Source organism: Amycolatopsis thermophila, from assembly GCF_030814215.1.
GTDB lineage: Bacteria > Actinomycetota > Actinomycetes > Mycobacteriales > Pseudonocardiaceae > Amycolatopsis_E > Amycolatopsis_E thermophila.
In genome coordinates this window covers 458,373-470,422 of sequence record NZ_JAUSUT010000001.1, presented here as the reverse complement: position 1 = coordinate 470,422, position 12,050 = coordinate 458,373, and the positions used below count along the sequence as shown (strand labels likewise).

14 protein-coding genes are annotated in these 12,050 nt (G+C 71.1%); 9 read left to right on the top strand and 5 right to left on the bottom strand.

Going from position 1 to position 12,050, the window contains the following annotated elements:
* Window positions 1–35 precede the first annotated feature (35 nt).
* Window positions 36–440, top strand: coding sequence for a hypothetical protein (locus FB470_RS02155; protein WP_306988288.1), 405 nt, complete (start codon window positions 36–38; stop codon window positions 438–440).
* Window positions 441–1,075: 635 nt separating this feature from the next.
* On the opposite strand, the gene FB470_RS02150 is transcribed toward FB470_RS02155, so the two are convergent.
* Window positions 1,076–2,008, bottom strand: a complete 933-nt coding sequence (locus tag FB470_RS02150; RefSeq protein ID WP_306988287.1) for an alpha/beta hydrolase — start codon at window positions 2,006–2,008, stop codon at window positions 1,076–1,078.
* 73 nt (window positions 2,009–2,081) lie between these two features.
* Here FB470_RS02150 and FB470_RS02145 point away from each other — a divergent pair, with 73 nt between their 5' ends.
* Complete coding sequence (locus tag FB470_RS02145; protein WP_306988286.1) at window positions 2,082–2,984, top strand: LLM class flavin-dependent oxidoreductase; 903 nt, start codon at window positions 2,082–2,084, stop codon at window positions 2,982–2,984.
* A 4-nt stretch (window positions 2,985–2,988) separates the two neighbouring features.
* Here FB470_RS02145 and fdhD read toward each other — a convergent pair whose 3' ends face one another.
* Entirely contained in the window at window positions 2,989–3,825 is an 837-nt protein-coding gene (gene fdhD, locus FB470_RS02140; RefSeq protein ID WP_306999018.1) for a formate dehydrogenase accessory sulfurtransferase FdhD, read from the bottom strand.
* Between the two features lie 98 nt (window positions 3,826–3,923).
* On the opposite strand from fdhD, the gene FB470_RS02135 reads away from it, so the two are divergent.
* The 3 genes from FB470_RS02135 to FB470_RS02125 all read left to right on the top strand — a co-directional run bounded on the left by FB470_RS02135 (window position 3,924) and on the right by FB470_RS02125 (window position 5,817).
* Window positions 3,924–5,282 carry an L-lactate MFS transporter gene (locus FB470_RS02135; RefSeq protein ID WP_306988285.1) on the top strand — a complete coding sequence of 453 codons (1,359 nt, stop codon included), beginning with the start codon at window positions 3,924–3,926 and terminating at the stop codon, window positions 5,280–5,282.
* Entirely contained in the window at window positions 5,279–5,413 is a 135-nt protein-coding gene (locus tag FB470_RS02130) for an MFS transporter small subunit (protein WP_306988284.1), read from the top strand. The genes FB470_RS02135 and FB470_RS02130 overlap by 4 nt, the downstream gene beginning before the upstream one ends.
* A gap of 275 nt (window positions 5,414–5,688) precedes the next feature.
* Window positions 5,689–5,817: a hypothetical protein gene (locus FB470_RS02125; RefSeq protein ID WP_306988282.1), complete on the top strand. Its 129-nt coding sequence runs from the start codon at window positions 5,689–5,691 to the stop codon at window positions 5,815–5,817.
* Window positions 5,818–6,096: 279 nt separating this feature from the next.
* Here FB470_RS02125 and FB470_RS02120 read toward each other — a convergent pair whose 3' ends face one another.
* Complete coding sequence (locus FB470_RS02120) at window positions 6,097–6,756, bottom strand: GntR family transcriptional regulator (RefSeq protein ID WP_306988281.1); 660 nt, start codon at window positions 6,754–6,756, stop codon at window positions 6,097–6,099.
* A gap of 69 nt (window positions 6,757–6,825) precedes the next feature.
* On the opposite strand from FB470_RS02120, the gene FB470_RS02115 reads away from it, so the two are divergent.
* Entirely contained in the window at window positions 6,826–7,245 is a 420-nt protein-coding gene (locus FB470_RS02115) for a VOC family protein (RefSeq protein WP_306988280.1), read from the top strand.
* Entirely contained in the window at window positions 7,242–7,997 is a 756-nt protein-coding gene (locus tag FB470_RS02110) for an SDR family NAD(P)-dependent oxidoreductase (RefSeq protein ID WP_306988278.1), read from the top strand. The genes FB470_RS02115 and FB470_RS02110 overlap by 4 nt, the downstream gene beginning before the upstream one ends.
* Here the strand turns inward: FB470_RS02110 and FB470_RS02105 are convergent.
* Window positions 7,982–8,455 (bottom strand): MarR family winged helix-turn-helix transcriptional regulator, encoded by a 474-nt coding sequence (locus FB470_RS02105; protein ID WP_306988276.1) that lies wholly within the window; start codon window positions 8,453–8,455, stop codon window positions 7,982–7,984. The two genes, FB470_RS02110 and FB470_RS02105, sit on opposite strands and share 16 nt — an antisense overlap.
* An 82-nt stretch (window positions 8,456–8,537) precedes the next feature.
* Between FB470_RS02105 and FB470_RS02100 the strand changes: the two genes are divergently transcribed.
* Both FB470_RS02100 and FB470_RS02095 read left to right on the top strand, forming a co-directional pair.
* Window positions 8,538–9,095 (top strand): YceI family protein, encoded by a 558-nt coding sequence (locus FB470_RS02100; RefSeq protein WP_306988274.1) that lies wholly within the window; start codon window positions 8,538–8,540, stop codon window positions 9,093–9,095.
* Between the two features lie 64 nt (window positions 9,096–9,159).
* The gene (locus FB470_RS02095) at window positions 9,160–9,657 is read left to right on the top strand and encodes a VOC family protein (RefSeq protein WP_306988272.1); all 498 of its coding nucleotides are present in this window, start codon (window positions 9,160–9,162) and stop codon (window positions 9,655–9,657) included.
* A gap of 83 nt (window positions 9,658–9,740) precedes the next feature.
* On the opposite strand, the gene FB470_RS02090 is transcribed toward FB470_RS02095, so the two are convergent.
* Window positions 9,741–12,050 (bottom strand): FdhF/YdeP family oxidoreductase, encoded by a 2,310-nt coding sequence (locus FB470_RS02090; protein ID WP_306988270.1) that lies wholly within the window; start codon window positions 12,048–12,050, stop codon window positions 9,741–9,743.

The following is a 12,050-nucleotide window of genomic DNA, read 5'->3' as shown; positions in this document are numbered from 1 at the left end:
GAAGGACACCCCTCCGCGCTCGCTAAGCTAGCCCGATGAGCGTGGAGGGGGCTGGTCCCCGTTCGGGTGCCGGTGAGGGCACCGCTCCGGCCGCGGAGGCCGGGGACACCGTCGTTCCGGAGGGGCGGGACGACGTGCGCGGCATCAGTGATCTCACCTTCCGGGTCGTGACTCCCTACCTGGGCAGCCCGGTCCTGCACAAGGTCATGCTGGTGCTGCTGGGCCTCATGACGCTGTCCTGCGTGGTAGCGGCCCCGGTGCGGCTCTCGGCGCTGCCCCTGGTCCCGCTCCCCGTGCTCGGTGCGGGGTTCTACGGACTGCGCCGGGTCCGCGCGGCGGGGGACGAGTACCGCCCCCTGCTGCGGTGGTCGTGCGTGCTGTTCGCGGCCGTGCTGCTGGGACTGTGGCTGATCTCGGTGATGGGCCGCTGGGTCAGCTAGCCCGGAAGCCGACGCAGCACCACCACCCGACCCGGAACCCGGCAAGGCAAACCGACCAAGGACCTCACCAGACGTCCCGGCAGCCGGCAACGCCAGGCGAGGCGCGGTGCGACCTCGCCAGACCTCACGAGGCCTCCCGGCGGCCGGCAACGCCAGGCGACACACGGCGTCCCCAGACCTCCCCCGCCCCCGATCCCCAGCCCGCCTTTGGTCGCCGATCAGCGGGGTCAAGGTACTCTTTCCCGCCTTGACGCCGCTGCTCGGCGACCGAAACACTCCAACCGGAGGGGGGCGGGGGAGGTCGGCACCCAAGGCGACCACCCAGCGCCGTAGGCGCCTTCTTTTCAGCGCGTGAGCGCGGCTTTAAAGATCAAAAGATGTCCTCGCCGGACGGGCAGGCTCCGGGATGACCGGGGAATGCAGGCCGGGTCACCTCATGCAGTGGGTCGCTGGGTGGTCATCCCGTCGCCTGATCGAGGCCTATCACTGTGAGCCAGGCCCGCAAGCTTGGCATGTCATCTCGCGCGGGTGCCGGGGGTGCGGGCCTGGCTCACAGTGATGTGACGGCCTCAGGCGACGGGATGACCACCCGGCTCCTTTTGGGGCAGGGCGCTGACGCGCCGCTTGCGCGCCGCTCAGGCGTCGGGGTGGTGGCGGCCCACGAAGCTGATCAGGCTGGGCACCACGGTGCGGTTGAACGAGTCGCCGTGTTTGCCTCTCGCTGTGTAGCCGATCTCGGGGTGCACGGCCGCGATGAAACGCCGCGCGCCGCTGATGAACGAGTCTTCCGTGCCGCACCACACGGCCGTCGGGATGCCGGCCGTGGCCTGCAGGTTCTTCAGCGGATCCATCGAGGCCCAGTCGGCCTCGTCGTGGAAGGCGCCGCGCTTGCTCATCTCCGCCCAGGACAGGATCAGCGCCGGCGCGAGCAGGGCCAGCGCACCGACCGGCTGACGTCGCTCGGCCCGGCGGCGCGCGTACAGCAGGCTGCCGAAACCACCCATCGACATGCCGGTGCAGGCGAACGGCAGCCCGTCGACCCCGCCCAGGCCACGCTCCCGCAGCCACTGCGGGACCTCCTCCAGCAGCATGCCCATCGGATCGTCGCCGGGGACGTTCTCGTGCCAGTAGTTGTCGCCGCCGTCCACGGCCACGAAACCGTAGGGCCGGATCCGCTTCCGGGCGACCTGGCTCGCCAGCTCGGCCAGCGTCCCGGTCGGTGCCGCCGTCCGGGCCCGCCCGTGCAGGCCGTGCAGCAACAACGACATCGGCAGGTTCCGCGGCGGCGCCTTCGACGGCAGCAGCATCACCAGGTCCACCATGCGGTTGCGGTAGCGCGACCACGCGCGCTCGACCTTCGCCACCCCGAGCTGCGTCGCCGGCGAGGACGACGTCACCCCGAGCACCCGCTGCACCGCTTCGCTGAACGGCAGCACCCCGGTGGCGGTCCCGGCGGCGAACCCGGCGATCCCGAGACCCGACGCGCCCGCGATCAGCACGGAACGGCGGCTGGGCCGCCTGCGCGGTGCAGTCGCTTCGTCCTCGGTCACCTGGCCTCCCGGCGCCATTGAACATCACTCCCGCCACCCCTGTCGTGGGAAGTGCCACAACCGATACACCCGGGGGACTAATCTCGTGCCCATGCGGTTCGCGATCGCCATCCCCCAGTTCGTCGCCGACGGAACGTTCGATCCCGGCGCCTTCCGCGCCTACGTCCGCCGCGCCGAGGAACTCGGCTTCGAGAGCGGCTGGACCCAGGAACAGGTCCTCGGCACATTTCCGCAGCTCGCGCCCAACGAGACGATGGCCTACGCCTTCGCCTGCACCGAACGCCTGCGCCTGGGCTGCGCGGTCTACGTGACCCCGCTGCACATGCCCGCCCACCTGGCCAAGAGCCTCGCCACGCTCGACCAGCTCAGCCGCGGCCGCCTCGAGGTCGGCGTCGGCAGCGGCGGCAAGCAGCGCCCGTTCGCCGCGTTCGGCCTGGACGGCGAGGCGCACGTCGCCCGGTTCACCGAGGGGCTCCGGCTGGTGAAGAGCCTGTGGACCGAGGCCAAGACCGACTTCGACGGCCGCTTCTGGCAGCTGGAGGGCGCCTCGATGGAGCCCAAGCCGTTCCAGAAGCCCGGCCCGCCGCTGTGGTTCGGCGGCGGCCACCCGAACGCCATCAAGCGGGCGGTCAAGTACGGCGACGGCTTCTTCGGCGCCGGCTCCTCGACCACCGCCGCGTTCGCCGAGCAGGTCAAGGTGCTGCGCGACGTGCTGGCCGAGTCCGGGCGGGCCGGCTTCCGCATCGCCAAGCGGGTCTACATCGCGATCGACGACGACGGGGACGCCGCGCGCCGCCGCGCCGCCGACGGTCTCGCCGCCATCTACGGCAAGCGGGGTCTCGAGGCCGTCGCCGTCGCCGGGACGCCCGACGAGTGCGTCGCCGGGGTGCGGGAGGTTGCCGACGCGGGCGCCGAGATGATCCTGTTCACCACGTTCGCCGACCAGGCCGAGCAGATGGAACGCCTCGCCGCGGAGATCATGCCGCGGATCTGACGCCTCACACCGCGGCCGGCTCCACCACCCGCTGGTCGCCGGTGTAGAGGTTCATGCTGCTGCCGCGCAGGAACCCGACGAGGGTCATCCCGTTCTCCTCGGCCAGCTCCACCGCCAGCGACGACGGCGCGGACACGGCGGCGAGGAACGGGACACCGGCCATCGCGGCCTTCTGCACCAGCTCGAACGACGCGCGCCCGGACACCAGCAGCCCGCACCCGGACAGCGGCACCCGCCCCTCCAGCAGTGCCCAGCCCAGCACCTTGTCGACCGCGTTGTGCCTGCCCACGTCCTCCCGCACCGCCAGCAGCGAACCGTCGGCGCGGAACAGCCCGGCCGCGTGCAGGCCGCCGGTGCTGGCGAACACGCGTTGCTGCTCGCGCAGCTTGTCGGGCAGCCCCGCGAGCACCTCCGGCGTCACCGCGAACGACGACTCGCCGGGCGCGAACCGGGTCTTGAGCTTGACCGCGTCCAGCGCCGCCTTGCCGCACACCCCGCACGAGGACGTGGTGTAGAAGTTGCGCTCGACCCCGGTCTCCGGGGGTGCGACGCCCTCGGCCAGGGTCAGGTCGAGAACGTTGTAGGTGTTGCGCCCCTGGTCGTCGACGCCGTCGCAGTACCGCGCCGCGAACACCTCGTGCCGGGAGGCGATGACACCCTCGGACAACAGGAACCCGTGCGCCAGCTCGACGTCGTGCCCGGGGGTGCGCATGGTGACGGCCAGGGCCTTCCCGCCGACCCGCAGCTCCAGCGGCTCTTCCGCCGCCAGCAGGTCGGCCCGCCGACGCCGCCCGTCGGCGGTCAGCTTCCGCACCGGACGACGCACCGTCACCCGCCCCATCGGGACCTCGTTCCACTCATCCACGACATCTGGTTGCCGTTCCGTCAAGTTTCTAGTAAGAAATTGCAGGCTCAATCACCAGCGTAGGGGAGCCCGCCGTGGCCGTCACTTTCCTCGACCGTTCGCACAGCATCGCGCCTCCGGACTGGAGCCGCTGGCTGATCCCGCCCGCGGCCCTGTCCGTGCACCTCGCGATCGGACAGGCGTACGCCTGGAGCGTCTTCAAACCGCCCCTGGAGAAGGCGCTGGGCCTGTCCGGGACGCTGAGCGCGCTGCCGTTCGAGCTCGGCATCGTCATGCTGGGCCTGTCGGCGGCGTTCGGCGGCACCCTCGTCGAGCGCAACGGGCCCCGGTGGGCGATGTTCGTGTCGATGACCTGCTTCTCCACCGGGTTCCTGGTGTCCGCGCTGGGCGCGTTCACCGAGCAGTACTGGCTCGTGGTGCTCGGGTACGGCCTGATCGGCGGCATCGGACTGGGCATCGGCTACATCTCGCCGGTGTCGACGCTGATGAAGTGGTTCCCGGACCGCCCCGGCATGGCGACCGGGATCGCGATCATGGGCTTCGGCGGCGGGGCGCTGATCGCGTCGCCGTGGTCGAGCCAGATGCTCGAGTCGTTCGGGTCGACGCCGAGTGGCATCGGCACCTCCTTCCTCATCCACGGCGTGGTCTACGCCATCTTCATGTCGCTGGGGGTGTTCCTGGTCCGGGTGCCCGCCGAGGGCTGGAAACCGAAGGGCTGGGACCCGGCCGCGGCGAAGACCCGGTCGATGATCACGACGGCGAACGTGTCGGCGGCCAACGCCATCAAGACACCGCAGTTCTGGTGCCTGTGGGTGGTGCTGTGCTTCAACGTGACCGCCGGCATCGGCATCCTGGAGAAGGCGTCGCCGATGATCACCGACTTCTTCCGCGGCACGTCGGTCCCGGTCGGCGCGACGGCGGCGGCCGGGTTCGTGGCGCTGCTGTCTCTGACGAACATGCTCGGCCGGTTCGTGTGGTCATCCACTTCGGACTTCATCGGGCGGAAGAACATCTACCGGATGTACCTCGGCGTGGGCGCGCTGCTGTACCTGACCATCGCGCTCGTCGGGAACTCGTCCAAAGTGGTCGTCATCCTCGCCGCGATGCTGATCCTGTCCTTCTACGGCGCGGGTTTCGCCACGGCGCCGGCGTACCTGAAGGACCTGTTCGGCACCTACCAGGTGGGCGCGATCCACGGGCGGCTGCTCACCGCGTGGTCGGCGGCCGGGGTGCTCGGGCCGCTGATCGTGAACGCGATCGCGGACAGCCAGAAGCGCGCCGGCAAGCAGGGCCCGGACCTCTACACCACGTCGTTCTACATCATGATCGCGCTGCTGGTGATCGGCTTCGTCGCGAACGAGCTGGTGCGGCCGGTCAACGCCAAGTACCACGAGCCCGAGCGCGCCGAGACCGCGCACGAGGAGGCGAAATGAGCACGCCGGAGCAGAGCCCCGCGAGCAGCCGCGTCTGGCTCATGACGCTCGCCTGGCTGTGGGTGGGCGTCCCGTTCGCCTACGGCCTGTACGAACTGATCCGCAAGGTGATCCAGCTCTTCGGCGGCTGAGGGGCCGGAAACGCGCCGCCGCCGGCCGGGGTCGCCTGTCCGGTGACCCGGCCGCCGTCGGCGGAGCCGAGGAACGCGACGATCGACGGCGCGCCCAGCCGCCCCAGCGACGTCCGGGCGACAGCCCCGGCCAGGCCCTGATGCCGCGCGGCCCCGGCTCCTTCGCGGCGGCGCGCATCAGCTGGTCCCCGGCCGCCTTGCTGGCCGATCCGCCCGCTGTCGGGAAGACGGCGGCGCGGCTTCGCGCAGTGCGGTGAACGTCGTTGGTGGCGAAGGTGAGTTCGAAGTCCTCGTCGCTGGTTTCGGTCAGCGGGGCGAAGCGGGTCGTGCTCGGGTTGCCGACGAGTTCCTCGGCCGCGCCGAAGAGCCACCGGATCGCCCCGGGATCGGGGACGGCGCCGTGAACCCCGGTGGCCCGGCCGCCGTCGCGTTCGATCCGGGCGACCGCGTCGGCCGCCGCCCGGCGTCCGGGCGGTAGTCAACCACCACCGCGGCGCCATCCGAGCCCAGCCGGCCCCGCGAACCCGACGCGACGGACCGGCGGATAAGCCGCGCCGTCCCGAGCGGGGCGGGGGAGGATCTGCGCGACCGGATCCGGCGGCGGTTCGCGGCGCTCGTGGGCGGGCGGTTCGGCGCGCTCGCGGCGGGGGAGCGCTCCCGATACGCGTCCCTGGCGGACGTCCTCAGCCCCGCAGGCTCGAAATGAGTCCCCGGCACGCGGACTGCACGTGTTCCTCCGCCAGATCGCCGAGCCCCTCGACGCGGCCGGCGCGCAGCAGCGTCGCCAGTTCGCGGTGCTCGTCGACCACGCGGGTCCGGTAGTGCTCGTGCGACAGGCGAACCCGGTGGGCCTGGAACAGGTGCACCTGTGAGCGCACCGCCTCCCAGGCGCTGATCAGCCGCCGGTTGCCGGCCATCGCGTACACGCAGTTGTGGAACTGGATGTCCAGCGCGACCAGCCGGGGGCCGTCGGCCTGCCCCGCGGCCTCCCGCTCCATCTCCCCGACCAGCCGGTCCAGCTCGTCGAACTGGTGCGGCCGCCCCGTCTCCGCCGCCGTCAGCGCGGCCAGCCGGTCGAGGGCCGCGCGCACCGCGTAAACCTCGGTGATGTCGGTCTCGGTCAGCTCGACGACCCGGGTGCCCCGGTGCCACTCGCTGTGCACCAGCCCCTCGCGGACCAGGATCGCCAGCCCCTCGCGCACCGACCCGCGGCTGACCTGCAGCGACTCGGCGAGCTCGACCTCACGCAGGTGGTCGCCGGGTTCGAAGTGGCCGGTGAGGATCTCGTCGCGGATGCGGTCGGCGGCCTCCTCGGCCAGACCGCGCCGCCGGGCGGGCTGCATGTACGAATGTTGACATTCGGACATGAGCTGGGTCAAGCTGGCCGCACCGACGAACGAGGAGGCAAACCCATGACCCGCCCCGGCTTTCACCTCGCCATCCCGGTCGACGACCTCGGCCGTGCCCGGGAGTTCTACGGCGGCGTGCTCGGCCTGCCCGAGGGCCGTTCCGACACCAAGTGGGTCGACTGGAACTTCCACGGCCACCAGGTCGTCACCCACGTCGTCGAGGGCGCGCGCAACGAGGCGGGTCGCAACCCGGTCGACGGTCACGACGTCCCGGTGCCGCACTTCGGCCTGATCCTCACCGTCGAGGCGTTCCACGAGCTGGCCGATCGCCTGCGCGCGGCGGACACGAAGTTCGTCATCGAGCCCTACCAGCGCTTCGCCGGCGAGCCGGGGGAGCAGTGGACGATGTTCCTGCACGACCCGGCCGGCAACGCGCTGGAGTTCAAGGCCTTCCGCGACGAGTCCCAGCTGTTCGCCAAGTGAGCCGCGGGATCCTCGTCACCGGCGCGTCGGCGGGCCTGGGCCGCGCGATCGCCACGGCCTTCGCCGAGCGCGGGGACCGTGTCGCGGTGCACTACAACTCGAACCGGGCCGCCGCGGAAGCCACACTGGCCGCACTGCCCGGCGACGGGCACGCGCTGGTCCAGGGCGACATCAGGGACGCGCAGCGCATCGCCGACTCCGCCGAGGAGGCGCTCGGCGGAGTGGACGTCCTGGTCAACAACGCCGCGGTGGTGACCACCACGCAGACCGCGCACCCGCTGGCCGGCACCACGTTCGAGCACTGGCGCGAGGTCTGGCGGCAGTCGGTCGAGGTGAACCTGCTCGGCGCCGCCGACGTGACGTTCTGCGTGGCCCGGCACATGATCGCCCGCGGTGCGGCCGGCCGGGTCGTCAACATCGGCTCGCGGGGCGCTTTCCGCGGCGAGCCCGACCACCCCGCCTACGGCGCGACCAAGGCCGCCCTGCACTCGATGGGCCAGTCGCTCGCGGTGCACCTCGCGCCGCACGGCATCGCGGTCAGTTCCGTCGCGCCCGGCTTCATCGCGACCGAGCGGGTCGCGGACTGGCTGACCGGGGAACGGGGCGACGCCCTGCGGGCCCAGTCGCCGTTCGGCCGTGTCGCCCGGCCCGAGGAGGTCGCCGCCGCCGTGGTCTACCTCGCGTCAGCCGACGCCGAGTGGGCCTCCGGCGCGATCCTCGACCTCAACGGCGCGTCTCACCTGCGGTCCTGAGGACAGTCCTCCGGGCGGACCACTTCGAGGATCCGCTCGGAGATCGTCCGGAGGGCGTCCACCTGTTCCGGCGTGAGCACGTCGAACACCAGCTTGCGCACGGTCTCCACGTGGTGCGGCGCGGCCTGCTCGATCGCCTCCCGCCCCTGCGGGGTCAGCGCGATGAACGCGCCGCGCGCGTCGTCCGGGCATTCCTCGCGCGCCACCAGCCCGCGCTTCTGCATGCGCCGCAGGTGGTGCGACAGCCTGCTCTTCTCCCAGTCCAGCGCCCGCGCCAGTTCGAACACCCGCACCCGCCCCTCGGAGGTGTCGGTGAGCTGCACCAGCACCTCGAAGTCGGGCAGGGACAGCTGCGAATCCGCCTGCATCCGGCGGCCCAGCGCGGCGTTGAGGTGACTCTGCATCTTCACGTACGCGCGCCACGCCTGTTGTTCGTCATCTTCGAGCCACCGGGTCATGCCCCGAGTATACCGGGAATAGTTGACACGTCATCTAAGTTGTGCCACGGTGACGACACAGCAACCACCACGGGAGGACAGCATGACCACCTCGACCACGTACCCACAACTGACCGGCGAGTACACCATCGACCCGACCCACACCCGGATCGGTTTCGTCGCCCGGCACGCGATGGTGACCAAGGTGCGCGGCTCGTTCAACGAGTTCTCCGGCACGGCCAAGATCAACGGGTCGGACCCGTCCCAGTCTTCGGTGACGGTCGCGATCAAGGCGAACAGCATCGACACCCGCAACGCCGACCGCGACGCGCACCTGCGCAGCAACGACTTCCTGTCGATGGACGAGTACCCGGAGATCACCTTCGTCTCGACCTCGGTCAGGCAGACCGGCGACACGAGCTTCGACGTCACCGGGGACCTGACGATCAAGGACGTGACCAGGTCGGTCACCATCCCGTTCGAGTTCGAGGGCACCGCCCAGGACCCGTTCGGCAACACCAGGATCGGGTTCGAGGGCTCGACCACCATCAACCGCAAGGACTTCGGGGTCACCTGGAACGCCGCGCTGGAGACCGGTGGCGTCCTGGTCAGCGAGAAGGTCACCCTCGAGTTCGAGGTCTCCGCGATCAAGGCCGCGTGACGCGGATGCCGGTGGTGCCCGGCGGGTACGCCGGGCACACCACCAACGGAAAGGAACGCCGGCCATGACCTCCATCGACCTCGATGTGGTGCGTGCGGAGCGCGACCGCATCCGCGACACCCACCTCAAGCCCGCCGGGCAGCGGCCGGCTTCGTCGGCGCGCGGCCTGCACCACACCGCGCTGATCAGCAGCGACGTGGAGCGGACCGTCCGCTTCTACCAGGACCTGCTGGAGTTCCCGCTCACCGAGCTGATCGAGAACCGCGACTACCCGGGTTCGTCGCACTTCTTCTTCGACATCGGCAACGGCAACCTGCTGGCGTTCTTCGACTTCCCGGGCCTGGACGTCGGGCCCTACGCGGAGGTGCTCGGCGGGCTCCACCACATCGCCATCTCGATCGACCCGGAGCGCTGGCAGCGCCTGGTCCGCAAACTCGACGAGGCCGGTGTCGAGCACGCCGTGCACAGCGACGTCTCGGTCTACTTCCGCGACCCCGACGGCGCCCGCGTCGAGCTGATCGCCGACCCGCTCGGCGAGATGTACGGCAACACGGTCCTCTGACCCGGGCTCACCGCCCGCTCGTCCGGGCTCCCCGTTGACGGCGCGCTCGGCCGGCGACCCCCGTTGCCGGTAGGGGCCGCCGCTCAGCCCGCGGCGGGTTCCAGGCGCAGCACGACCGCCTTCGACACCGGCGTGTTCGACTTCTTCGCCACCGAGTCCAGCGGCACCAGCGCGTTGGCCTCCGGGAAGTACGCCGCCGCGCACCCCCGCGCGGTCGGGTAGGCCACCACGCGGAACCGCGGCGCCCGCCGTTCGCTGCCGTCCTCCCACTCGGAGACCAGATCGACCAGCGCCCTGTCGGCGAAGCCGAGCTCGGCGAGGTCCCGCGGGTTCACCATCACCACGCGACGCGCGTCCTCGATGCCGCGGTAGCGGTCGGACAGGCCGTAGATCGTGGTGTTGTACTGGTCGTGGCTGCGCAGGGTCTGCAGCAGCAGCCGTCCGGCCGGCACGCGCGGGAACTCCAGCTCGCTCGTCGTGAAGTTGGCCTTGCCGGTCGAGGTGGCGAACGACCGGGAGTCGCGCGGCGGGTGCGGCAGCACGAAGCCGTCCGGCTGCCGCACCTTCGCGTTGTAGTCCGCGCAGCCGGGCACGACCTGCGCGATGCGGTCGCGGATCAGGTCGTAGTTCCCCTCGAAGTCCGCCCACGGCACGGGGTGGTCCGCGCCGAACAGCTCGCGCGCGAGGCGGCAGATGATCGCCACCTCGGACAGCAGGTGATCGCTCGCCGGCTTCAGGCGGCCCCGCGAGACGTGCACGCAGGACATCGAGTCCTCGACCGTGACGAACTGGTCGCCGGCCGCCTGCGTGTCCCGCTCGGTGCGGCCGAGCGTCGGCAGGATCAGTGCCGTCTTCCCGGGCACCACGTGCGACCGGTTGAGCTTGGTGGACACGTGCACGGTCAGCTCGCACGAGCGCAGCGCGCGTTCGGTCAGCTCCGAATCGGGGGTGGCGGCCGCGAAATTGCCGCCCATGCCGATGAACACCTTGCCGCGCCCGTCCCGCATCGCGCGGATCGCGTCGACGGTGTCGAAGCCGTGCTTGCGCGGCACCGGGATCCCGAACTCGTCCTCGAGCCTGCTGAGGAACGTCTCGGGCATCTTCTCCCAGACGCCCATCGTGCGGTCGCCCTGCACGTTGGAGTGCCCGCGGACCGGGCACAGCCCCGCACCCGGCTTGCCGATCATGCCGCGGGCGAACGCGAGGTTGCTGATCTCCTGGATCGTGGCGACCGCGTGCCGGTGCTGCGTGAGACCCATCGCCCAGCAGTACACCGTGCGCTCGGAGGCCGCGATCATGCGCGCGATCCGCTCGATCTGGTCGCGGTCCAGGCCGGTGGCCTCGTCGATCGCCGCCCAGTCGATCTCGCGCAGGTTCTTGGCCCAGTCGTCGAACCCGTGCGTGGACGCCTCGACGAAGGCGCGGTCGATGATCGTGCCCGGCGCCGCCTCCTCCCAGGACAGCAGCAGGTGCCCGATCGCCTGGAACAGCGCGAGGTCGCCGCCGAGCCGGATCTGGGCGAACTCGTCGGCCAGCGGGGTGCCCTTGCCCACCACGCCGCGCGGGTTCTGCGGGTTCTTGAACCGCATCAGCCCCGCCTCGGGCAGCGGGTTGACCGCGACCACCTTCGCGCCGCGGCCCTTTGCCTCCTCCAGCGCGGACAGCATGCGCGGGTGGTTCGTCCCCGGGTTCTGGCCCACGACGACGATCAGGTCCGCGTGGTGGATGTCGGCCAGGCTCACCGAGCCCTTGCCGATGCCGTAGGCCTCCGACAGCGCGGCGCCGGACGACTCGTGGCACATGTTGCTGCAGTCCGGCAGGTTGTTGGTGCCGAACGCCCGCACCAGCAGCTGGTACAGGAACGCGGCCTCGTTGCTGGTGCGGCCGGAGGTGTAGAAGATCGCCTCGTCCGGGCTGTCCAGGTCCGCGAGTTCGCCGGCGATCATCCGGAAAGCGCTGTCCCACGCGATCGGCTCGTAGTGCGTCGCGCCCTCGCGCAGCACCATCGGTTCGGTGAGGCGGCCCTGCTGCCCGAGCCAGAAGTCGGTGCGGGCGTGCAGTTCCTCGACGGAGTGCCGGGCGAAGAACTCGCGGTCGACGCGCCGTTTGGTGGCTTCCTCGGCCACGGCCTTCGCGCCGTTCTCGCAGAACTCGGCGAGCTTGCGGTGCTCACCGTCCTCCGCGCGCGGCTCCGGCCAGGCGCAGCCCGGGCAGTCGAAGCCCTCGCGCTGGTTGAGCAGGCGCAGCGTCTTCACCGTGCGCCCGGCGCCCATCTGCTCGACACCGCGCAGGAGTGACACCGCCACTCCGGGGATCCCGGCCGCCCACTCCTTGGGCTTGTGCACTTCGAGGGCGGCTTCGTCGATGTCTTCGCGCGGCGCGTTGCGTGTCAC